Origin of the sequence: Azospirillum oryzae (genome assembly GCF_008364795.1) — a bacterium.
GTDB classification, from domain to species: domain Bacteria; phylum Pseudomonadota; class Alphaproteobacteria; order Azospirillales; family Azospirillaceae; genus Azospirillum; species Azospirillum oryzae.
Map to the genome: position 1 here is coordinate 168706 of NZ_VTTM01000005.1, position 23326 is coordinate 192031.

General features: G+C 67.0%; 18 protein-coding genes. 10 read left to right on the top strand and 8 right to left on the bottom strand.

Going from position 1 to position 23326, the window contains the following annotated elements:
* Nucleotides 1-121 precede the first annotated feature (121 nt).
* The 5 genes from gsiB to FZ938_RS16225 all read right to left on the bottom strand — a co-directional run bounded on the left by gsiB (nucleotide 122) and on the right by FZ938_RS16225 (nucleotide 6239).
* Nucleotides 122-1654, bottom strand: coding sequence for a glutathione ABC transporter substrate-binding protein GsiB (gsiB, locus tag FZ938_RS16205; protein ID WP_149199522.1), 1533 nt, complete (start codon nucleotides 1652-1654; stop codon nucleotides 122-124).
* A gap of 23 nt (nucleotides 1655-1677) precedes the next feature.
* Nucleotides 1678-3591, bottom strand: a complete 1914-nt coding sequence (locus FZ938_RS16210) for an ABC transporter ATP-binding protein (RefSeq protein ID WP_149199523.1) — start codon at nucleotides 3589-3591, stop codon at nucleotides 1678-1680.
* Complete coding sequence (locus FZ938_RS16215) at nucleotides 3588-4433, bottom strand: D-amino acid aminotransferase (protein ID WP_149199524.1); 846 nt, start codon at nucleotides 4431-4433, stop codon at nucleotides 3588-3590. Before FZ938_RS16215 ends, FZ938_RS16210 begins: the two co-directional genes overlap by 4 nt.
* Nucleotides 4434-4489: 56 nt before the next feature.
* The gene (locus FZ938_RS16220; RefSeq protein WP_149199525.1) at nucleotides 4490-5383 is read right to left on the bottom strand and encodes a MurR/RpiR family transcriptional regulator; all 894 of its coding nucleotides are present in this window, start codon (nucleotides 5381-5383) and stop codon (nucleotides 4490-4492) included.
* A 154-nt stretch (nucleotides 5384-5537) separates the two neighbouring features.
* Entirely contained in the window at nucleotides 5538-6239 is a 702-nt protein-coding gene (locus FZ938_RS16225) for an MORN repeat-containing protein (RefSeq protein ID WP_149199526.1), read from the bottom strand.
* Between the two features lie 172 nt (nucleotides 6240-6411).
* Between FZ938_RS16225 and fliG the strand changes: the two genes are divergently transcribed.
* The 6 genes from fliG to FZ938_RS16255 all read left to right on the top strand — a co-directional run bounded on the left by fliG (nucleotide 6412) and on the right by FZ938_RS16255 (nucleotide 12419).
* Nucleotides 6412-7434, top strand: coding sequence for a flagellar motor switch protein FliG (gene fliG, locus FZ938_RS16230; protein ID WP_085084489.1), 1023 nt, complete (start codon nucleotides 6412-6414; stop codon nucleotides 7432-7434).
* A 253-nt stretch (nucleotides 7435-7687) separates the two neighbouring features.
* Nucleotides 7688-8701: a TRAP transporter substrate-binding protein gene (locus tag FZ938_RS16235; RefSeq protein ID WP_149199527.1), complete on the top strand. Its 1014-nt coding sequence runs from the start codon at nucleotides 7688-7690 to the stop codon at nucleotides 8699-8701.
* Nucleotides 8702-8815: 114 nt separating this feature from the next.
* A complete protein-coding gene (locus FZ938_RS16240; protein ID WP_149199528.1) occupies nucleotides 8816-9325 on the top strand; it encodes a TRAP transporter small permease in 510 nt (169 codons plus the stop codon).
* Nucleotides 9326-9328: 3 nt separating this feature from the next.
* Nucleotides 9329-10630, top strand: a complete 1302-nt coding sequence (locus tag FZ938_RS16245; RefSeq protein ID WP_149199529.1) for a TRAP transporter large permease — start codon at nucleotides 9329-9331, stop codon at nucleotides 10628-10630.
* 11 nt (nucleotides 10631-10641) lie between these two features.
* Nucleotides 10642-11361, top strand: a complete 720-nt coding sequence (pxpB, locus tag FZ938_RS16250; protein ID WP_149199530.1) for a 5-oxoprolinase subunit PxpB — start codon at nucleotides 10642-10644, stop codon at nucleotides 11359-11361.
* Entirely contained in the window at nucleotides 11361-12419 is a 1059-nt protein-coding gene (locus FZ938_RS16255; protein WP_149199692.1) for a 5-oxoprolinase subunit C family protein, read from the top strand. The genes pxpB and FZ938_RS16255 overlap by 1 nt, the downstream gene beginning before the upstream one ends.
* 36 nt (nucleotides 12420-12455) lie before the next feature.
* On the opposite strand, the gene FZ938_RS16260 is transcribed toward FZ938_RS16255, so the two are convergent.
* The 3 genes from FZ938_RS16260 to FZ938_RS16270 form a co-directional block, all read right to left on the bottom strand.
* Complete coding sequence (locus FZ938_RS16260; RefSeq protein ID WP_174757474.1) at nucleotides 12456-14156, bottom strand: ELWxxDGT repeat protein; 1701 nt, start codon at nucleotides 14154-14156, stop codon at nucleotides 12456-12458.
* Nucleotides 14157-14332: 176 nt separating this feature from the next.
* Complete coding sequence (locus FZ938_RS16265; protein ID WP_149199531.1) at nucleotides 14333-15475, bottom strand: GGDEF domain-containing protein; 1143 nt, start codon at nucleotides 15473-15475, stop codon at nucleotides 14333-14335.
* 261 nt (nucleotides 15476-15736) lie between these two features.
* On the bottom strand, nucleotides 15737-18283 hold the full coding sequence (locus tag FZ938_RS16270) for a bifunctional diguanylate cyclase/phosphodiesterase (protein ID WP_174757475.1): 2547 nt from the start codon (nucleotides 18281-18283) through the stop codon (nucleotides 15737-15739).
* Between the two features lie 604 nt (nucleotides 18284-18887).
* On the opposite strand from FZ938_RS16270, the gene FZ938_RS16275 reads away from it, so the two are divergent.
* From FZ938_RS16275 to glmS, 4 genes are all read left to right on the top strand, one after another.
* The gene (locus tag FZ938_RS16275) at nucleotides 18888-19226 is read left to right on the top strand and encodes a hypothetical protein (protein WP_149199533.1); all 339 of its coding nucleotides are present in this window, start codon (nucleotides 18888-18890) and stop codon (nucleotides 19224-19226) included.
* Nucleotides 19227-19611: 385 nt separating this feature from the next.
* On the top strand, nucleotides 19612-19902 hold the full coding sequence (locus FZ938_RS16280; protein WP_149199534.1) for a hypothetical protein: 291 nt from the start codon (nucleotides 19612-19614) through the stop codon (nucleotides 19900-19902).
* 190 nt (nucleotides 19903-20092) lie between these two features.
* The gene (gene glmU / locus FZ938_RS16285; RefSeq protein ID WP_149199535.1) at nucleotides 20093-21445 is read left to right on the top strand and encodes a bifunctional UDP-N-acetylglucosamine diphosphorylase/glucosamine-1-phosphate N-acetyltransferase GlmU; all 1353 of its coding nucleotides are present in this window, start codon (nucleotides 20093-20095) and stop codon (nucleotides 21443-21445) included.
* A gap of 52 nt (nucleotides 21446-21497) precedes the next feature.
* A complete protein-coding gene (glmS, locus tag FZ938_RS16290) occupies nucleotides 21498-23324 on the top strand; it encodes a glutamine--fructose-6-phosphate transaminase (isomerizing) (RefSeq protein WP_149199536.1) in 1827 nt (608 codons plus the stop codon).
* Nucleotides 23325-23326 lie beyond the last annotated feature (2 nt).

A 23326-nucleotide genomic window follows, 5' to 3' on the forward strand; every position in this document is an offset into this window, starting at 1 on the left:
TTCGCGGGAGAGGGGGCAAGTCGCAGAGCGGCGGCAGTCCCCTCTCCCACCAAAGGTGGGGGAGGGTTAGGGAGGGGGCAACGCGGCGCCAGCCGCGACGACGACCGGCGCCACGCTCACATCACTGCAGATCGGCCTCTTCCATCTGCAGACCGCCGTCGGCGACATAGTAGAAGCCGGTCAGCTTCTTCGACTTGCCGGCCAGCAGGTTCTCGACGCCGAGGAAGATCCACGGCGCGTCCTTCCAGATCTGCTCCTGGGCGACGCGATAGGCCTCGGCGCGCTTGGCGGTGTCGGCGGTGCCGATGCCGGTCTCGATGGCGGCGTCGACCGTGTCATTCTTATAGTAGGCGACGTTGAAGAACTTCGGCGGGAAGCCCTTGCCCCACAGCAGCGGGCGCAGACCCCAGTCGGCATCGCCGGTCGAGGCCGACCAACCGCCATACTGCATCTGCACCGTGGCGTCCTCCGGCTTCTCGACACCCCAGACGCGGGCGGTCTCGACGCCGGCCTCCAGCGGGGTGACGGTCAGCTTGACGCCGATCTGCGACAGCTGCTGCTGGACGAACTGCATGCCGCGGATGAAGTTGGTGCTGTTGCGGCCGAACATCTCGGCCTCGAAGCCGTTCGGATAGCCGGCTTCGGCCAGCAGCGCCTTCGCCTTGGCAAGGTCGTAGGTGTACTGGTTCGGCTGGGTGACGTGGAAGCCGAGCTTCGGCGGGATCGCCGAATCAAGCGGGCCGGCATAGCCGCGATAGACCACCTTCGCGTAGGCGTTCTTGTCGATGGCGTAGTTCAGCGCCTGACGGACGCGCGGGTCGTTGAACGGCTTCTTCATGGTGTTCATCGCCACATAGCGGGCGATGATCGACGGGGCGTCGATGATCTCCAGCTGGGTGTTGGCTTCCACCATCTTCACCATTTCGGGCGGCAGCGGATAGATGAACTGCGCCTCGTTGGTCTGCAGCATGGCGATGCGGCTGCCGTTTTCCGGCACGCTCTTCAGCGTGACATGGTCGATCTTCGGCAGGCCCTGCTTCCAATACTTGTCGTTCTTCTCGACCTTCAGGGTGTCGGCTTCCCAGCTGACGAACTTGTAGGGGCCGGTGCCGACCGGGTGGCGGCCAATCTCTTTGCCATAGGTCTCCAGCGCCTTCGGGCTGTGGATCATGGCGCCGGGATGGGCGAGGTTGTTGTTCAGCGCACCGAAGGGCTGCGACAGCTTCAACTTGACGGTATAGTCGTCGACCACCACCGTTTCGGCCAGCATCGCCAGCAGGCTCTGGCGCTTCAGCCGGTTGGCCGGGTTGGACAGGCGGTCGAAGTTGGTCTTCACCGCCTGGGCGTTGAAGGGCGAACCGTCATGGAAGGTGACGCCCTTGCGCAGGTGGTAGGTGTATTCGGTGGCGTCGTCGTTGACCTCGAAGCTCTCGGCCAGCAGCGGCACCAGCTTCATGTCCTTGTCGAAGCCGAACAGGCCCTGCATCATCGTGCGGCTGGCCGACTGCGACAGCGTGTCGTTGATGTCGGCCGGGTCCAGCGTGGTGATGTTGTCGGGGATGCCGACGACCAGATCCTTCGCGGCGAAGGCCGGACCGGCCAGCGCGGTGCCGGCGAGCAGGCCGGCCAGCAGGGGAAGAGCGAAACGCTTCACGTGAGTACTCCCTGTTTTTTGTTTCAGAAGTCGCCGCCGACGGCGTGGCGCGCGACGAAATGGTCGTCGCCGACCGGCACCAGCGGCTGGACCAGCGGCTCGTCGCCGAGGCTGCGGATCGGGCTGGGGATCTCGCCGGTCAGCAGCCGCAGGTCGCGGGTGCGGCGGCTGGGATCGGCGATCGGCACCGCCGCCATCAGGCGGCGGGTGTAGGGGTGCTGCGGGTTCTCGAACACGGCGCGACGGGGGCCGAGTTCGACGATCTGGCCGAGATACATCACCGCGACGCGGTGGCTGACCCGCTCCACCACCGCCATGTCGTGGCTGATGAACAGGTAGGACAGGCCGCGCGTGGCCTGGAGTTCCATCAGCAGGTTGACGATCTGCGCCTGGATCGACACGTCGAGCGCCGCCACCGCCTCGTCGGCGATGATCAGCTTCGGATCGCAGGCGATGGCGCGGGCGATGCAGATGCGCTGGCGCTGACCGCCGGAGAATTCGTGCGGGTAGCGGCGCGCGTGTTCCGGCTTGAGGCCAACCTGGGTCAGCAGCTCGGCCACCCGCTCCTCGATGGCGCGGCGGCGCGACACGCCGGGCTTTGCGGTCGGCACATAGTCGTGGACCAGCATCGGTTCGGCGACGCTGAAGCCGACGGTCATGCGCGGGTTCAGCGAGGCGAAGGGATCCTGGAAGATATACTGGATCTTTTCCTTCAGCTTGGCCTGACCGTTGGAATCCAGCGTCGCGGTGTCGACGCCGTCAAAGCGGATGGTTCCGGAGGTGGCGGACTGAAGCCCCATGATGGTGCGGCCGGTGGTCGACTTGCCGCAGCCGGACTCGCCGACCAACGCCAGCGTCTCGCCCGGACGAACGGCGAAGCTGACCTTCTCCACCGCATGGACGCGGGCCTTCAGCGAGCCGAAGATGCCCTTGCGCACGTCGAATCGGGTGGTGAGGTCGCGCACCTCCAGCAACGGTGCATCGGCGGCGCGCACGGTGTCCTGAACCGGCGGGGCCGGCGGGGTGGCGTCTGCCTTGGCCTCATCGACCACCAGCAAGGGAAAGCGGATCGGCAAATCCTGGCCGCGCAACGCGCCCAGCTTCGGCACCGCCGACAGCAGCGCCTTGGTGTAGGGGTGCTGCGGCGCCTGGAAGATGCGCTCGACAGGCCCCTCCTCCACCTTGCGGCCGCGCCACATCACGACGACGCGGTCGGCGACCTCCGCCACCACGCCCATGTCGTGGGTGATGAAGATGACGCCCATCCCCATCTCGTCCTGCAGCAGGCGGATCAGCCGCAGGATCTGCGCCTGGATGGTGACGTCCAGCGCCGTGGTCGGTTCGTCGGCGATCAGCAGAGACGGGCGGCAGGACAGAGCCATCGCGATCATCACGCGCTGGCGCATGCCGCCCGACAGCTGGTGCGGGTGACGGTCAAGCAAGCGGGCCGGTTCGGGAATGCGAACCTTCTCCAGCATGCGTAGCGCCTCCGCCCGCGCCGCCTTGCGGTCGAGACCCTGGTGCAGCATCACCGCCTCGGCGATCTGGTCGCCGATGGTGAAGACCGGGTTCAACGACGTCATCGGCTCCTGAAAGACCATTGCGATGTCGTTGCCGCGCATGTCGGTCAACGCCTCGGCCGGCGGCGTGGCGAGATCGCGTTCGCGCCCGTCACGACCCTTGAAGCGGATGCGCCCGCCGACGATGCGGCCGCCGGCATAATCGACCAGCCGCATCAGCGACAGTGAGGTCACCGACTTGCCGGAGCCGGATTCACCGACGATGGCGACCGTCTCGCCCGGCGCCACGGTGAAGCTGACGTCGTCGACCACGCGCACGGGACCATGCTCGCCGTCGAAGGCGACGCTCAGCCCCTCTACGGAAAGCAGGGCCGGCGCGGTGTCGACGGCTTTTGCGGCAGCCGCAGCGGTGCTCATCGCCCCAGCCTCTCGGCGAACAGCGCGAAGATGCGGCGCCACACCATGCCCGGCGCGCCGCTGCCGACCGGCTTGCCGTTCAGACTGGTGACCGGGGTGATTTCCTTGGTGGTGCTGGCGATCCAGATCTCGTCGGCGGTCTCAAGCTCCGCCGCCGGGATGTCGCGCTCCTCCAGCCGCAGGCCGGCCTCGGCGGCAAGCCGCAAGACGACGATGCGGGTGATGCCCTCCAGGATGCGGTTGTCCTTGAGCGGCGTGGCGATGACGCCGTCCTTGACCACGAAGATGTTGGTGGCGGCGCCCTCCGTCACCATGCCGTCGCGCAGTTGCAGCGCATCGATCACCCCGGCATCGGTCGCCGCCTGCTGCGCCAGCACGCTGCCCAGCAGCGCCACCGTCTTCAGGTCGCAGCGGCCCCAGCGGATGTCGGGGATGGTGATGGCGGCGACGCCCTGGTCGCGCCACGCGGCGGGCGGGCGCTTCAGCGGGCTGGCCATGCCGAACACCGACGGGGTGACGCCCGCCGGGAAGGCATGGCCGCGGCTGGATGCTGCGCCGCGGGTGACCTGCAGATAGACGGTCAGGTCGCCGTCGATGCCGGACTCCGCCGCCAGCCGCTCCATGATGTCCAGCCAGTCGCCGGCCGACAGGGCGCAGTCGATGCGCAGTTCGGACAGCCCGCGTTGCAGGCGGGCGATGTGCGCCTCCGGCTCGAACAGGCGGCCGTTGTAGGCGGCGGTCACCTCATAGAGGCCGTCGGCGAACAGGAAACCGCGGTCCAGCGGCGACACATGGACCTCGTCCAGCGGCAGGTAACGCCCGTTCCAATAGGAGATCGTCATCGCTTTCCAGCTTCTTTGGCGCGTGGAGGGGAAGGCCCGGATCACTCGGAGCAGAGCTATTCGGGCGGCCGGTTCGATTTGGGCACGACGTGGAGGTAGGGCAGGATGCGTTCGGCCATGTCGGCGGCCTGATGGACGCTGTCGGGACCGGAGCGCGACAGCGCGGTGCCCAGCGCCACGATCAGCGCCATCAGCCCGGTGGGGGAGCTGTGGCGCACGCCATGGTCGGCCCCGGCCAGCAGGGTCACATCGGCCAGCGGCACGATCGGGCTGTCCGGCGCGTCGGTCAGTGCGATGGCCTTCGCCCCGCGCTCCCGGCACAGCTGCAGATGCTCGATGGTCCGGCGCGAATAGCGCGGCGAGGTGATGGCGATCACCAGATCGCCGGGCTTCATCGTCATCAGCCGGCGGATGGTGCGCTCGGTGCCCGCGAACTCGATGGCTTCGTGGACATTGTCGACATAGGGCTCCAGCACGTCGGTCAGGAACAGGGCGAGATAGGCGCTGTCGCCCAGCCCGAGCGCCACGACGCGACCAGCCTCGCGGATCAGGCGGATCGCCGCCTCGCACTGTTCCGGCTGCAGCAGATCCATGGTGCGGGTGATGTTGACGGCGTCGCTGGCCAGCGATTCCCGCATGATCTCGGCATTCGAGGTGTCGCGCTGCACCGCGACGCGCAGCTTCTCCACCGGCGCGAAGGTGGATTCGAAGGCGCGCAGCAGATCCTCGCGGAATTCCGGAAAGCCGTCATAGCCGAGGAAGCGGGCATAGCGGTTGACCGACGCCACCGATACCTCCGCCGCGGCGGCCAACTCGCCGATCTTCAGGGTCGCGGTGCGGAAGGGATAGGCCAGCGCCCAGGCCCCGACCTTGGCGAGCGCCGCCGGAAGCTGCTGCTGGCAGTTCTGCATGCGGATCAGCAGCGATCCCGTCTGAATGGGTGGCTCCATCCCCCGCTCCCCCTTCGCAGCGGCAGCGCCGCCTTTGTGTCGATAGAGTTACAGGAATGGCATATTCCTGTAAATCCATTTTCACATAGTGGCGTATGCGGTGGGCCGGAGTCCGGGTGGGGATCCCCTCTCCCTCCAGGGAGGGGATTGCCCCCTAGCGGGAGCTGTCGCGAAGGATCTGATCCGGCTGGTTCAGCCACTCCTCCAGCTTCTGCGGCCGGTTCGCAGGGACCGGAGGCGAAGCTCGTTTGGGCTCCGGGGCCGACGGAACCTCCGCCGATTGCGGCGGGCGGTCCAGCGGGGCGCCGGCACTGACTTTGCCGCCGGCGTCGATCCGCGCCCGATAGCGGTGGCCGTCCGCGGCGACGAACTCGCCCGGCCCGGTCGGGCGGTTGCGGTGGAACCGGCCGACATATTTGTTGCCGCTGGGGAAGGCGAGCGTGCCGAAGCCGGTCCGGCGGTCGTCCTTCCACTCCCCCTCATACACGCGCCCGTCGGGCCAGACATGGGTCGCCTGCCCCGAGACCAGCCCGTCGCGGAAACTCCCGTCGAGGCGGCGTCCGTCGCGCCAGGTGACGCGCGCCTGCCCTTCCAGCCGCCCCTCAATCAACGTGCCCTCCACCTGCCCGTCATAGCGGCCGTCGTAGGACCAGCTCAGCACGCCGGGACCATTGCCCCAGCCGTTCGGGCAGGCCCCGGACCAGCGGATGGTCTTGCGCCGGTCGGGATACTGGTCCCACACCTGGCAGTCGGCCCCCTGAACCGTCACCGCCCGTTCCGCCAGGGCGGAAGCCGGCAGCATCGCCGACAGGACGGCCGCGAGACAGGGCGGCAGAAGGGCGGCATGGGCGGGCATGGAGGCCACCTTTCGCGCGGAAGGTTGGGGCTGCACCCTCCAACCGCCCCCGTCCGGATTCGGTTCCGGACCCGCCCTTTCGCAACGTCCCTAACGTGTTCCTTATCGTTTGTTAACGATGTTTGCCGCAATCATCGCACATTGTCGGAATCGCGCATCATGAAGGGTAGCAATGGCTCAGAAGGTTCGTGAGGATTACCGGACCCTCACCGGCCCGGAAAAGGCCGCCATCATGATGCTGGCGCTGGGCGAGGAGCATTCGTCCAAGCTGTTCTCGCTGATGGATGACGAGGAGATCAAGGAACTGTCCCAGGTGATGGCCAACCTGGGCACGGTGTCGGCCAACCTGATCGAGCGCCTGTTCGTCGAGTTCGCCGAGCAGATGTCGTCGAGCGGCACCGTGGTCGGCTCCTTCGATTCGACCGAGCGGCTGCTGCTGAAGACCCTGCCGAAGGACAAGGTCGACCAGATCATGGAGGACATCCGTGGTCCGGCCGGCCGCACCATGTGGGACAAGCTGACCAACGTCAACGAGTCGGTTCTGTCCAACTACCTGAAGAACGAGTATCCGCAGACCGTCGCCGTCGTGCTGTCCAAGATCCGCTCCGACCATGCCGGCCGCGTGCTGGCGCAGCTGCCGGAAAGCTTCGCCATGGAGGTCATCATGCGCATGCTGCGCATGGAGGCGGTGCAGAAGGAGGTCCTGGACGACGTCGAGCGCACGCTGCGCACCGAGTTCATGACCAACCTTGCCCGCACCAGCCGGCGCGACAGCCACGAGATGCTGGCGGAAATCTTCAACGGCCTGGACCGCACCACCGAGCACCGCTTCATGGCCGCGCTGGAGGAACGCAACCGCGACAGCGCCGAGCGCATCAAGTCGCTGATGTTCACCTTCGAGGACCTGTCGAAACTCGACCCCACCGGCGTTCAGACGATGCTGCGCACGGTCGACAAGCAGAAGCTGGGCACCGCGCTGAAGGGCGCGTCGGAGTCGCTGAAGGACCTGTTCTTCTCCAACATGTCCGAACGCGCGGCGAAGATCCTGCGCGAGGACATGGCGGCCATGGGTCCGGTGCGCGTCCGCGACGTGGACGAGGCGCAGATGTACATGGTGCAACTGGCGAAGGACCTTGCCGCCCGCGGCGAACTGGTCCTGGCCGAAGGCAGCGGCGAGAACGAGCTGATCTACTGACCGGCATCTACTGACCGGCGGGGGCTTTCTCGCCGATAAGCTGCGGACAAGGCTGAATTTTTCCGCCTCCCTCACAGGACGTTTGACGGAAGGCGCGGAACGGTGAACCTTTGGATTCCGAGAAAGGGCGGGATCGGGGAAGCCACCGTTCCGGGACACAACCGTTTCAGGATTGCGGCTTCCGCTCCCGCCCGACCGGCCGCAAGGCCGGCGGCTGCCGTTTCGGCCAACAATCAGGGAGCTTCCAGACATCATGACCGCTGACACGCTGCAATCCCGTCTCACCCGCCGGATCGCCGGTCCGGTGGTCGCCAGCCTGCTCGGCCTCGGCGTCGTCGCCGCCGGGCCGCTGGCCGCCGCGGCCGAGACCTGGGATATGCCGACCCCCTATCCGGACACGAACCTGCACACCATCGTGGTGAAGCAGTTCGCCGACGATGTGAAGGCGGCCACCAACGGCAAGGTCAACATCACTGTCCACACCAACGGCTCGCTGATCCGCCATCCGGAGATCAAGCGCGCGGTCCAGTCCGGTCAGGCCCAGCTGGGCGAGGTGCTGATCAGCTCCTGGGCGAACGAGGATCCGCTCTACGGTCTCGATTCCGTGCCCTTCCTCGCCACCGACTTCAAGGCTGCGCACAAGCTGTACGACGTCTCCAAGCCCTTCCTCGAGAAGAAGCTGGAGCGCCAGCGCCTGAAGCTGCTCTATTCGATCCCGTGGCCGCCGCAGGGCCTGTATGTGAAGGACGAGATCCAGTCGGTCGAGGGGCTGAAGGGCCAGAAGTTCCGCGCCTACAACCCTGCCACCACCCGCATCGCCGAGCTGTCCGGCGCCATCCCGGTGAAGATCGAGGCGGCGGAGGTCGCGCAGGCCTTCGGCACCGGCATCGTCACCGCCATGATCACCTCGGCCGCCACCGGCGTCGACACCAAGGCCTGGGACTTCGTGAAGGTCTATTACGACGTCCAGGCCTGGCTGCCGCGCAACATGGTGTTCATCAATTCCGAAGTCTGGAAGGGGCTGGACGCCAACACCCAGAAGGCGGTCCAGGACGCCGCGGCGAAGGCCGAGGCCAAGGGCTGGGCCGAGTGGGAGAAGAAGACGGCCGAGCTGAACAAGACCATGTCGGACAACGGCATGAAGGTGCTGCCGCCGTCCGACAAGCTGAAGGAAGGCCTCTCCGCCATCGGCAAGACGATGACCGAGGAATGGATCAAGGCCGCCGGCGCCGACGGCGAGGCCATCATCGCCGCCTATCGCAAATAAGGCTCCGAGTTGGGAGATGAGTACCCGGCCGGCGGCCAGCAGCACGGCGGCCGGCCGGACATCTCCATTCCCGACGCCCCTTCGTCACGACCGAACGCAGGAGGTGGTTGCGCCATGCGCACCGCACTGTCCATTCTTTACCGAACCGCCGAGATCCTGGGCGCGGTTTCGCTCGCCGCCATCGCCGTCCTGATCGTGACCCAGGTGGCGAGCCGCCTGTTCGACCGCATGGTGCCGGGCGCCGACGAGCTTGCCGGCTACTGCATGGCCGCGTCCTTCTTCCTCATGCTGGGGCCGGCGCTTCGCCGCGGCGCCCATATCCGCGTCGGCGTGCTGGTGGAGCGGCTGAACGGTCCCGCCCGCCGCCTCATGGAACTGCTGTGCCTGGGCTTCGCCACCGCGCTCAGCGCCTATTTCGCCTGGTACTGGGTGCGCATGACCTATGATTCCTACGATTTCGGCGATCTCAGCCAGGGCGTGCTGCCGATCCCGCTGTGGATCCCGCAGGCACTGATGGCGGCGGGCCTGGTGGTGCTGGTCATCGCACTGATCGACGACCTGCTGGCCGTGCTGCAGGGGCGCGACGCCTCCTACCAGCATGCCGGCATGCAGAGCGAGGGCTGAGCGATGGACGAGACGACCGCATCCATCGTCGTCGTGGTGACGATGTTCCTGATGCTGGGGGCCGGCGTGTGGGTGGCGCTGGCGCTGGCCGGCGTCGGCTTCGTCGCCATGGCGCTGTTCACCGCACGGCCGGTGGGCATGGTGATGGCGACCAACATCTGGGGGGCCAGCACCTCCTGGACGCTGACAGCATTGCCGCTGTTCATCTGGATGGGCGAGATTCTGTTCCGCACACGCATCTCGTCCGACATGTTCAAGGGGCTGGCGCCCTGGACCGGCTGGCTGCCCGGCCGGCTGATGCATGTGAACATCATCGGCTGCTCGATCTTCGCCGCGGTGTCCGGCTCGTCGGCCGCCACCGCCGCCACCATCGGCCGCATGACCATTCCGGAGCTGAACCGGCGCGGCTACGACCCGATGATGACCTTGGGGTCACTGGCCGGGGCCGGCACGCTGGGGCTGCTGATTCCGCCGTCGATCATCATGATCGTCTATGGCGTGGCCGCCGACGTGTCGATCGCCCGGCTGTTCATCGCCGGCGTCATCCCCGGCATCGTGCTGACCGGCCTGTTCATGCTCTATGTCGGCGGCTGGTCTCTGGTGAACCCCGGCCGGGTGCCGCCGCCGGAGGCGTCGCAGAGTCTGCCTGAGAAGATCCGCGACACCGGAGCGCTGATCCCGGTCATGCTGCTGATCGCGGCGGTGCTGGGCTCCATCTATGTCGGCATCGCCACCCCGACGGAGGCGGCCGGCATCGGCGTGCTGGGCTCCCTGGTGCTGGCGCTGGTGACCGGCACGCTGAACTGGACGACCTTCCGCGACAGCCTGTTCGGCGCCGCCCACACCTCCTGCATGATCGGCTTCATCCTGGCCGGTGCCGCCTTCCTGACGGTGGCGATGGGCTATACCGGCATCCCGCGCCTGCTGGCGGAATGGATCACCACCATGCAGCTGTCGCCGGCGGCGCTGCTTGTGGCGCTGACCTTCTTCTTCATCGTGATGGGCTGCTTCCTCGACGGCATCTCCATGGTGGTGCTGACGACCTCGGTCATCCTGCCGATGGTGCAGCAGGCGGGGATCGACCTTCTGTGGTTCGGCATCTACATCATCATCGTGGTGGAGATGGCGCAGATCACCCCGCCGGTGGGCTTCAACCTGTTCGTGCTGCAGTCGATGACCGGCAAGGACATCTTCACCATCGGCAAGGCCAGCCTGCCCTTCTTCCTGCTGATGGTGGTGATGGTGGTCCTGCTGTGGATGTTCCCCGGGCTGGTCACCTGGCTGCCGTCGAAAATGATCGGGTGAGGAGCGACAGCGTGGAAGTCCGCTTCACCAGTTGCGGCGACACCGCCTTCAACGTCGAGTTCGGCGAGACCATCGACCGGGCGACCAACGCCCGCGTCATGGCCCTGCACGCCCGGCTGAAGGCCGCGCCGCCGCCGGGACTGGTGGAAACGGTGCCGACCTTCCGCTCGCTGCTGGTGGTCTATGATCCCGTCACGACCAGCCGCTGCGAGATGCAGGCGGCGGTCGAGGCGGCGCTGGCCGGCAGCGACGCCGCCCCGGAGGAGGGACGGCTGTGGCGCCTGCCGGTCTGCTACGACCCCGACCTCGGCCCCGATCTGGCGGAGCTGTACGACACGCTGGGCCTGACGGCGGAGCAGGTGGCGGCGCTGCACGGATCAGTCGAGTATTTCGTCTACATGCTGGGCTTCATGCCGGGCTTCGGCTACATGGGCGATCTGCCGGCCGAACTGGAACGGCCGCGCCGGACGGAGCCGCGGGTGCGGGTGCCGGCGGGATCGGTCGCCATCGCCGGCCGGCTGACCACCGTCTATCCTTGGGAAAGCCCCGGCGGCTGGCACCTGATCGGCCGCTGCCCGGTGCCGCTCTATGATGGCGACCGGCCCGACCCGGTGCTGCTCGCGGCCGGCGACCGGGTGCGCTTCGAGGCGGTGGACCGCGCGGCGTTTGACGCCATCGCCGAGGCGGCAAACGCCGGCCGCTTCGACCCGGCCAGCCTGAGGGCCGCATGATGGCCGCCTGTCTTACGGTGGTCCGGCCGGGCCTGTTCGCGACGATCCAGGATCTGGGCCGCTTCGGCTTCCAGGAGCTGGGCATGCCGGTTGCCGGCGCGCTCGACCCGGTGGCGCTGCGGCTGGCCAATGCGCTGGTCGGGAATCCTCAGGGAACCGCCGGGCTGGAGATTGCCCTGCTCGGTCCTGCCCTGCGGGTGGATGCGCCCGCCGTCCGCATCGCCGCCGTCGGCCCACTGGCGCTGACGCTGGAGCGCGAGGGCGACGCCCCGCAACCGCTGGCCCCGCACCGCAGCCACACCCTGCGACAGGGCGACGTGCTGCGGCTGGGCGCGGTGGACGGGGCTTCCGTCGCCTGTCTGGCGGTGGCCGGCGGCTTCGCGCTGGCGCCGGTGATGGGCAGCCTGTCCACCTATGTGCGTGCCGGGATCGGTCCGCTCGGCGGGCGGCCGCTGGCTGAGGGCGACCGCCTGCCGCTGACCCGCGACAGCGCCCCGGACGGTTCCGACGTCGAGCTGCCGCAGCCGCCCGACTACGGCGCCGGGCCGCTGCGCGTCGTGTTTGGGCCGCAGGAGGACCGCTTCACCGACGCCGCGATCGACACCTTCCTGTCGGCGACCTACCGCGTCGGCAAACAGGCCGACCGCATGGGCCTGCGGCTGGAGGGTCCGGCGCTGGCGCATCGCGGAAGCGCCGACATCCCGTCGGACGGGCTGGTCACCGGCTCCATCCAGGTGCCGGGCAACGGGCAGCCGATCCTGCTGCTGAACGACCACCAGACCGCCGGCGGCTATGCCAAGATCGCCACGGTGATCTCCGCCGACCTGCCCCGCGCCGGCCGCCTGCGCCCCGGCGACAGCCTGTCCTTCCAGGCGGTGACGGTGGAGGAGGCCGAAGCGATCCGCCGCCGCCGGGAACAGGCCATCGCCGGCTGGGTTCGCGCCATCCGCCCGGTGCGCCCCACCGGCGGCATCGACCTGGAGGCGCTCTATGCCGAGAACCTGATCTCCGGCACCGTCGACATCGTGAACGGCGGCAGCGACATCCCCCTGTTGTGACGCCCCTTGCTGTGACAGACGCCCGCCGGAATCGGGTCAGACCCCGACGATCTGCAAGCCGCCGCTGGGAAGGGTGAAGGGCTGCGAGCTGGCGAGTTCCCTCACCACGCCGCTGTCCACATCCAGGCGGAACAGGGCGCCGGCCTGGGTGGAGTCCGTCGCGCTGAAATACAGCTGGTCGCCGACCGCATCCACGCTGGTGGGCTGCGTCCAGGTCGTACGGTTGGTCTTGTCGGTGACCATCCGCGTGCCGGCCTCGGTGCCGTCGGTTCTCCACAGGGCGTTGCCATGCACGGTATCATCGGCGGTGAAGAAAAGCCTGTGATCGGCGACGGTCAGGTTTGCGATGGCGGCGCTGGCGCTGCCGGGCGCGATGTCCTTGACCATGTGCGTTCCCTGCTCCGTCCCGTCCGAGATCCAGAGTTCGAAACCGTTCTGCTGGGTGCTGGCATTGAAAACGACCTTGTCGCCGACGGCAAGGAACTGATTGGGAACGGAAAATCCCGTTGATGGAAAATCCTTGACCAGAACCGTGCCTTCCGGCGTGCCGTCACTCTTCCACAGATCGGGGCCACGATTGAAGAACAGCGTATCTCCCGCCCCGACCAGAGAAACCGTGTGTCCGCTCCTTATATCCTCACCAAGACCTTCCAGCAGCTTGACCGTCCCCTCCTCCGTCCCATCGGTCACCCACAGCTGGCCGTAAGAGCCGGTGCCGTCCCAGGCCGACAGGAACAGCCTGTCGTCGGCGGCCGTGAAATGGTCGGGAAAAATAGGCAACGGCACCGGGATCGGCGGATCGACCGCTCCGGGATAGAAGTCCTTCACCAGCATCGTTCCGGCCGCCGTTCCATCCGACCGCCACAGCGCGTTGCCGTGCTCCATGTCGGTGGCGGAGAAGAACAGCTCGTCCCCCACCGCCGTCAGATTACCCGGAGGGCGACCGGCCCGCGTGTCACCGATGTCCTTGACCATGTGCGTCCCGGCGGCGGTGCCGTCGCTGACCCACAGCTCGGTTCCGTGCCGGCCGTCGTCGGCTTGGAAGAACAGCTTGCCGTCCGCAACGGTCAGCGACACCGGCGACGAGCCCGTCGCCCCCGGATTGATGTCGGCCAGCATGCGCGTCCCGCCCGGCGTTCCGTCGGTCGTCCACACTTCGCGGCCATGCACGCCGCCATCCGCGCTGAAATACGCACGCTTGCCCATTTGGACCAAACCCTGCGGGTCCGACGAGGCCGCACCCGGGGCGATGTCCCGCAGAAGGAAAGCCCGGCGGCCATCTGTTCCCCACAGCTCGTCGCCATGACCGGTGTCCACCGCCGCGAAGACGGCATCGGCCCTGACATGGCTGGTCTTGAGCCGCAGATTGTCGGCGGTCAGGTCATCCCGCGACAGCCCCATCAGCTTGACCCCATCGCGCGGCCCGAAATCGAGGACCAGCCCGTCGCGATCCTGATGGGAATGGGCCAGCACATCCTCAAGGCTGCCGATCCCGCCCCAGCCCTGCAGGTCCAGCAGATCGCCGCTCGTGCCGGCCTGGAAATCGCCGATGCAGTCCCACCCGTCGCCGGGCTTGAGGACGAAGCGGTCGCTGCCGCCGCCGCCTTCCATATAGTCGTTGCCGCGGTTGCCGATGATGGTGTCGTCGCCGCTGCCACCGAACAGAAGATCGCGATGCGCGCCGCCCGTGATCCGCCGGCCGGACACGCCGTGATTCTGCGCCTGATCCCGTCCCATGACTGCGCACTCCCGATGGTGCCGACGCGGACGGCGTCGGAAGGGTGCCATCATCATAAGATTCTTATATACGTGCCCGGCATGTGCACACAGTCAGTGATCCATCGCGCCGGGCCTCTACCCCGGTTCGGCCTGTGATATCCAGCCATCGTCCGAAAGAATGTGCGGCGGATGCTTCAATCCACGGCCGGTGCCGGCTCTTTCACGCTGCTTTCGCGATGGCGGCAGACCCGGTCCCGGCCGCCCTGCTTGGCGCGGTAGAGCGCCATGTCGGCCGCCTTGATCATGGCGTCGGACCGGCCGATGTCGGGGGTCAGGGTCGACAGGCCGATGCTGACGGTCACATGCAGGATCGCGCCATCGTCCTGCGGGATGCTCAGGTCGCGGACGGCGCAACGCAGGCGTTCGGCGAGTTGGAAGGCCCCGTCGCCCGGCGCGTTGGGAAGCAGGATGGCGAACTCCTCGCCACCGAAACGGGCGACGAGATCGCTCTGCCGCACGCTGCACTGAAGCAGACGGCTGAGCGACACCAGCACGGCGTCGCCGGCATCGTGCCCGCGGCTGTCGTTGACGTCCTTGAAATGGTCGATGTCGAGCATCAGGAGCGACACCGGCGTGTCGTGGCGCAGCGCGCCGGCCACGGCCCGGTCGATGGAGGCGAAGAAGGCCCGGCGGTTCGCCAGCCCGGTCAGCGGATCGCTCAAGGCCGCGTTGCGCAGCATCTGCTCGGTATCGACGCGACGGCGCTCGCGCGCCAGCATCGTGCCCAGCATCAGGATGCCCGCCGCCGTGAACAGCGCGATGGGAATCCCGCCATCGATGAAGATCGGCAGAGCGACCTCCCACGGCAGCACGAAGATGCTGAGGGGATGGACGGAGGCAACCGGGCCGAGGATGAACAGCGGTCTTGAATTCCGCCACTCCACGGCAGGCACCAGCCGCCGCAGCAGCAGACCGACGGAACCGGCCACCAGGATTCCGGCCACCCCCGGAAGCGTCCCGGCGCCGCCGATCGCGATGCGGGCCGCCGACACCATCCCGGCGGCCAGCATGGCGGCCAGCGGTCCACCGAAGGGAGCGGCCAGCGCGACCGGCACCGCCTTCACGTCCAGATAGACGCCGGGAGAGATGGGAACCGATTGCAGCATGGCGGCCACGCCGCCGATGCCGAACAGCAGCCCCAGGCAAAGCTGCCGGATCCGGGGCCGTTCCTCCATCCGGTACAGGATCGTCCCGTAAACGAGCGTCACCAGCGCCAGCAGCCCCACACCGCCCGCGAGGGCCGTTGCGATCGTCGCCGTGGCGCTGGGTTCCTCCACCTGCCGCCCCCTTTGAACCGCCGGGTTACCGACCTTCGGGCATCCTTCTTCGTGTGAGTATTCTAATATGCTTAGTGCGAACATCCTAGTGCGATGCACAGGGGTTTGTCGCAAATGCGGCGCATTGTCCGGGGCGTTGCCGGACCGGGACCGGCTTTCGGGCGCCGGCTCTCCGCCGAAATCCGCCGACGCGCCGCCGACAGGCCAAAGACGGCGAGCGGAGCGGCCCGTATGGCGCGAAAACGGGCTTCGCGCGGCTTGTCAGCTCTCCCCATCACCGACGGGACACAGCGACTCGCCTCTTTCACCGGCGGTAGCCGCCGCCACCGGGCCGAACGCCGGATCGAACGCTTCTGCCGGGATGGGCAGGCCGAGGAAAGCCCCCTGCGCGAAGCCGCAGCGGACCTCCGCGGCCAGGAGCTGCTGCTCTCCCGTCTCGACCCCTTCGGCGATCACCGTCAGGTTCATGCTGCGGGCCAGTGCCACCATGGCGCGCACCGCCTGCTGGTTGGGAGGGTTGCGGATCATGTCCAGCAGGATGCCCTGGTCGATCTTCAGGAATTCCACCGGAAGCCGCCGCAGATGGCCGAGCGAAGCATAGCCGGTGCCGAAGCCGCCGACGGAGAACGCAATGCCCAACATCCTGAGCGACTGCATGTTCCGTGTCATCTCCGCCGACGGCGCGAGCATGGCGGCCTCCGGCAGTTCCAGGATCAGCCGGTCCGGCGACGCCCCATGACGGGCGAGGCAGCCGGTGACCTGATCGCCGAAGCCGGAATGCTTGAGCTGCAGGGTGGACACCGGCACGGTCAGCCGCAGTCCCGCGGCGCCACGGTCGCGCCAGCCCGCCAGTTGCCGGCAGCCAGCATCGAGCAGCCATGCGCCGATCTGCAGGATCAGCCCGTTCGCCTCGGCCAGATGCAGGAAGTCGGTGGGCGGCAGCAGGCCGCGGTCGGGGTGGTTCCAGCGCACCTCCGCCTGCGCGCCGGCAAGCAAGCCGCTGCCGACCTCCACCACCGGCTGAAGGAACAGCGCCAGCTGGCCCTTGGCCACCGCCTCGTGCAGCTGGTTCTCCATCCGCAGGTGGTCCAGCGCGTCGGCATCCATCGCCGGATCATAGAAGGTCCAGTTGGCGGTCCCCTTCCGCTTGGCCTGATACATGGCGACATCGGCGTTCTTCACCAGCAGTTCGGGGTCGGTCCCCTGCTCCGGCGCGAAGGTGACGCCGATGCTGGCCGAGATGTGCAGCGTCTGGCCGGCGATGTGGAAGGGTTCGCCCAGGCTTTCGAGCAAGCGGCGGGCCACCGTCTCCGCCTCCGCTCGGTCGCCGACCTGCGACAGGATGACGGTGAACTCGTCGCCGCCGATCCGGGCGATGGTCTCCGATCCGCGGACGCAAGCGGCCATCCGGTGCGCCGCCTCGCGCAGAAGCACGTCACCGGTCTGGTGGCCCAGCGTGTCGTTGACCCATTTGAAGCGGTTCAGGTCGATGAACAGCAGCGCCATGCAGGTCCGGTCGCGCGCCGCCCGCCGCAGCGCCTGACGCAGCCGGTCATAGAACAGCGGCCGGTTGGGAAGCCCGGTCAGCGCGTCGTAATTGGCCTGATGGCGGATCGTCTCCTCCGCCCGGCGTCGCGCGGTGACGTCCTGGATGGCGGTGATCAGCCCCAGCACGAGGCCGCCGGCATCGTGGAATGGTTCCCCGACCTCCTGAAGGTCCAGATGGTCGCCGTCGGGCCGGGCGACGCGGTATTCGATGTCGAACCGTGCGTTTTCGGCCCAGGCCCGGCGGTAGGCGTCCTGCACGTCCGGCCGCTGTTCCGGCACAACCCGGTCGAGAAGCTGCCCGACGGTGATCCGTTCGGCCCCGCCGCCCAGGCTGATCGGTTCCAGGCCCACCGGTTCCAGGCCGACCAGCTCGCGGAAATTGGCCGAGACCTCCAGCAGGTCTTCGGGCAGATGGACGGTGTAGGCCAGCTTGGCGACCCGTTGCGCCTGGGCCAGCCGGGCTTCGCTGAGACGCAGCGGCTCCTGCCGCTTCAACCGTTGCAGCACGCGCTGGAACAGGAACAGCAGGGCCAGCAGGGCCAACGCAAAGCCGCCGGCATAGGGAGCCGTCTCGCGGACGAGGGTGCGGCCGGGCTGCTGCGGCGTCCAGGTCAGCACGCCGAACCACTGCCCGGCGATGCTCTCCAACGGCAGGCTGACGATGTCCGCCGGTGCCGGCCCGCCGGCGTCGGCCACGCGCAGATCGGCGATCCGACGCGAACTTGCCAGCTTCGCCAGCTCCGAGTCGAGCCGGGTCATGAAGACCTGGACCGGCCGGTCGGGGTCCGGCGGCAGGGGATCGTGCCCGTTTTCGTACTCGATCACCCGCGCGCCGAAAACGAAGGGGATTTGCGCGATACGGACGATGCCGTTGACCGGCTTTCCGGCGGCGCGCGCCGCCGCCAGCACCGGCCGCAGATCGGCGGCCTCGCTGGTCGCCGCGTCCAGGTCGTCGCGCAGGGCACCGTCCTTCGACGCATAGATCAGCCCGTCTCGGCCGTTCCAGGCATAGGAGCGGTCGAGACCCCACAGCCGCTCCGCATAGGGGCCGACATTGGCGTTGGCCCAGACGGGGTCGTAGCCCACGACCAGATGGTCGACGGCATCGTTCCACAGGCTGTATTCCTCGGCCTTCTTTCCCATCGCGGCGCCGAGGTCCGCAACCGCGTCGGCGATCTCGTCCTTTGTCCGCTCCGCCGTGGCCGTATCGATCCGCCGGGCCGTCTCCAGCGCCATGAACAGCACGAACGCGATGGTCAACACAACCATAACGGCAAAAAGCAGGCCGGCCATGTTAAGACGACGAGCATCGCCCGTGGCGTGATCGAAGTTTCCCGAGGTGGATGCAGAGATCATCGCGGCGGCTACCAACTTCCGGACAGTGCAATTATTCTATCCCGACCTCCGTTAATTTTCCGCTTATGAGAACAGTTCGCAATGCAAGCGCACCAATCTTTCGTTCTTGCCCAGCTGCCCATGGCCGGCATCCCGCCAGTCTTTCGGCGAGTTGCGTCGATACAGACAAACCGCAATTGAAAATGCGACCCGGCGGAGATCAGCCGACGGAGAAGGGGCGACCGAAAGCTTACAGCTACGGGCGGCGGCCTTCGTTCGATTCTGAAAAATCTGCAGCCAGGATGACGTGAATGGCTGATCGCGGACGGGATTGAAAGATCTGGTCGCGGAGTTGCAATCACATGCCGCCGGAGCCAAGAACGCGCGTCAATTCAAACATGAATATAACGGTACATTCGCAGCATTCTGTTTCATCTTGCTTTCTCGTGATTACGCCGCCTTATTGATACAGTGAAACATGGGCCTCCAATAGGCCTCTCTAATGTAAATAACTGTATTGGGAGTGGGTATGAGCAATTTCAATCTGGTCGAGACGTACGGTGCCGACGCGGTTGGCGCGGCATTGCTGAAGCTGGAGCAGGACCCGGCATTTCGTACTGAAGCCAAAGCAGATCTGAACGCCGCTGTGCTGAAGCATTTCGGCGTCGCCCTGCCGGTGCCCATGCGGCTGATCGAAAACGACCAAGGCTTCCGGGCAGAGGTCGCAGACGCCGGAGATGGTCGCGAGCTGTCCGACCACGAGCTTGATCTGGTCGCAGGCGGCGGTGGCAACAGCACGGGATCTGGCAAGGACCAGGGCGTCATGGATTTTAGCAAGTCCCGCGCATCCAGGGGGCGCATCGGGTAAAGGCGCAGGCTCGCCAACGAGGGGGCATCCGGATACCAGCCGGGCGAAGAAAACTCGGCCGGTGTCCAACGGGTGCAGTTCGGCGAATGGGAACGGTGGCCGGACCGGGCGGGCGATTTCGCCATCTCCCAACGTCAATGAGCCTATGCGCCGGAACTAAGGTCCGGCGCTCCACACCGGCCAGAGGTCATCGGACCTCATCAAGATACGGTGGGATGATTATGACGACTCCGCGATCCAGGTTACCCAGGAAAGGACCGGTACCCGGCTGTGGGTACCGTGTCACGAGGACCTAAAGGTCGAGTTGACGGAGTGGAAGAGAAACGCTACCTCCGTAACAATACTGGTCAACCCCGCTTCCGGAGAGCCCTGGAACAGAATAGGATTGTCCAACGCCGTACATTTGGCCATCAAAGCTCATCCGGAGCTGGAGGGTTACGTTTTCCATGGCTTGCGGAAAGCCTCTGCCTCGCTGCTGGCACCGGTCGGCCGTTCGGCTCTGGAGACCGCAGCCATCACCATGCACATGACATTGAAAAACCTCGAAATTTTCACACGTCAGGCGAACCGGCGACAAAGGGCGAACGCCGCCATCGGAACCGGGGAAACCACCGACGGAAAACGCAGGAAAATTGGGCAGGCAACCCGTTGGAAACATTCGTTTATTGCAGATTGAAACAAAAGTTGACTTGGGCTTCCCCGGCGTGCTGTGGCACACCACTCTCGGAATTGCCGATGGTGTGGCGCCCGCTCCGGAAGAAGCGTCGTCCAATCCGGCAGTGATGTCTTAACCTTTCCCGGCTCAAGTACGACGCCTTTTGCGACCGGCTTTCCCTCCACATCAAGGCTCGACCAGGAACACCACCATGGCCCATCGTCCGCTCGCCTGCGTGATCCTCGCCGCCGGCAAGGGCACGCGCATGAAATCCGATCTGCCCAAGGTGCTGCACCGGGTGGCCGGCCGACCGATGGTCGGGCATGTGCTGGCCGCGGTGAAGACGCTCGACCCCGACCATGTCGTGGTCGTGGTCGGCCCCGGCATGGACAGCGTGGCCGCCGCCGTTGCCCCCTACCCCACTGCGGTTCAGCATGAGCAGCGCGGCACCGCCGACGCCGTGCGCGCGGCCTTCGGCCTGCTGGAGGGCTTCACCGGCGATGTCATCGTGCTGTACGGCGACACGCCGCTGGTCACGCCGGACACGCTGCGCGCGCTGGTCCAGGCGCGCCGGCAGGCGAGCGATCCCGCGGTGGTGGTGCTGGGCATGCGGCCCGACGATCCCGGCGCCTATGGCCGGCTGATCCTGAACGCCCGCGGCGGGCTGGAGAAGATCGTCGAGTATCTCGACGCCAGCGAGGAGGAGCGTGCGGTCACCCTGTGCAACGCCGGCCTGATGGCGTTCGACGGCGCCCGCATGTTCGACCTGATCGGCAGCGTCGGCAACGACAACGCCAAGTCCGAATATTACCTGACCGACGTGGTCCAGATCGCGCGCCGTGCCGGCATGGCCTGCGCCGTGGTGGAGGCTGCCCCGGCCGAGGTGGTCGGCGTCAACTCCCGCGCCGAACTGGCGGAGGTGGAAAAGCTGCTGCAGCGCCGCCTGCGCAAGGCTGCGATGGACAATGGCGCCACGCTGATCGACCCCGACAGCACCTTCCTCAGCGTCGACACCAGGCTGGGCCGCGACGTGGTGGTCGGTCCCGGCTGCTTCTTCGGGGCCGGCGTCACGGTGGGCGACCGGGTGGAGATCAAGCCCTACTGCCATCTGGAAGGCGTGCGCATCGACAGCGGCGCCGTCATCGGCCCCTACGCCCGCCTGCGTCCGGGTGCGGAGATCGGTCCGGACGTCCACATCGGCAACTTCGTCGAGGTGAAGAACGCAGTGATCGAGGCCGGGGCCAAGGCCAACCACCTGACCTACATCGGCGACGCCCGCGTCGGGGCCAAGGCCAACATCGGCGCCGGCACCATCACCTGCAATTATGATGGTTTCACCAAGAGCCGGACGGATATCGGCGCCGGAGCCTTCATCGGCTCCAACAGCGCGCTGGTCGCCCCGGTCGTCATCGGCGACGGCGCCATCGTCGGCGCCGGCAGCGTGGTGACGATGACGGTGGAGGCCGACGCCCTCGCCGTCGCCCGTGGCAGCCAGAAGCTGTACGCCGGCTGGGCAAAGCGCTTCCGCGAACGGAAGCAAAACGAGAAAGCGAAAAAGGCGTAAGGTCGGTTCGGGTCTTCTCTCCGGTCGGCATCCATTCAGGAGCATCAGGTCCATGTGCGGCATCATCGGCATCAACGGCATCCACGACGCGTCCCCCCGGCTGGTGGAAGGCCTGCGCCGGCTCGAATACCGCGGCTATGACAGCGCGGGCGTCGCCACCCTGGTGAATGGCCACATCGAGCGCCGCCGCGCGGAGGGCAAGCTGGCCAACCTGGACATGAAGCTGCGCGACCAGCCGCTGTCCGGTACGGTCGGCATCGGCCACACCCGCTGGGCGACCCATGGCGGCCCGACGGAGAACAACGCCCACCCCCACGCCACCAAGCGCGTCGCCGTCGTCCACAACGGCATCATCGAGAATTACCAGGAGCTGAAGGACGAGCTGACCGGCCACGGCTACGTCTTCGAAAGCGCCACCGACACCGAGGTGATCGTCCACCTCGTCACCTATTACCTGGACCAGCACGGCATGACGCCGGTCCAGGCGTCGGCCGCCGCCTTCAAGCGCTTCACCGGCGCCTTCGCCCTGGTGCTGATCTTCGCGGGCGAGCATGAGCTGATGATCGGCGCCCGCCACGGCACGCCGCTGGCCGTCGGCTATGGCGACGGCGAGATGTATCTGGCGTCCGACGCCTTCGCCCTGGCGCCGCTGACCAACCGCATCTGCTATCTGGAGGACGGCGACTGGGTCGAGGTCAGCCGCACCGCCGCCATCGTCCACGACGCCACCGATGCGGTGGTCGAACGACCGGTGAAGACCACCGCGGTGTCCGGCGCCCTGATCGGCAAGGACGGCTACCGCCACTACATGCTCAAGGAAATCTACGAGCAGCCGCAGGTCATCGGCGACACGCTGAACGCCTACATCAACCCGGAAACCGGCACCTTCTCCCTGCCGGATTTCCCCTTCGATCTGGCCGGTGCGTCCAAGCTGACCATTGTCGCCTGCGGCACTGCCTATTATGCCGGTTTCGTTGCCAAATACTGGTTCGAGACGCTGGCCCGCATCCCGGTCGAGGTCGACATCGCCTCGGAGTTCCGCTATCGCGAGGCTCCGCTGCCGCCGGGCGGCATCGCCCTGTTCATTTCGCAGTCGGGCGAGACGCTGGATACGCTGGAGGCGCTGCGTTACTGCAAACGCCAGGGCCAGAAGATCCTGTCGATCGTCAATGCGCCGGAAAGCACCATCGCGCGCGAATCCGACGCCGTTCTCTACACCATGGCGGGTCCGGAGATCGGTGTCGCCTCGACCAAGGCCTTCACCACCCAGCTGACCACGCTGGCCTGCCTTGCCGTCACCGTCGGCCGCGCCCGCGGCGCCATCGACCAGGAGCGGATGCAGCAGATCGCCCACGCCCTGCGCGAGGTCCCGGCCCGTGCCGCCGACGTCCTGGCCCATGACGAGCGGCTGAAGGAACTGGCGCAGGAGGTGTCGGAAGCCCGCGACGTGCTGTATCTCGGCCGCGGCGCCATGTACCCGCTGGCCCTGGAAGGCGCGCTGAAGCTGAAGGAGATCAGCTACATCCACGCCGAGGGCTACGCCGCCGGCGAGTTGAAGCACGGCCCCATCGCGCTGATCGACGACAATGTGCCGGTGATCGTGCTGGTCCCGTCCGACGCGCTGTTCGAGAAGGTGGTGTCGAACGTGCAGGAAGTCTGCGCCCGCTCCGGCAAGGTCCTGCTGCTGGCCGACAAGAAGGGCATCGACAAGCTGAAGGACAAGGTCCGCTGGTCGGTCGAGCTGCCGGCCTGCGATCCGCTGGTGGCGCCGCTGCTGTATGCCATTCCGGTGCAGCTGCTGGCCTATCACACGGCGGTGCTGAAGGGGACCGACGTGGATCAGCCGCGTAACTTGGCGAAGAGCGTGACTGTGGAGTAAAG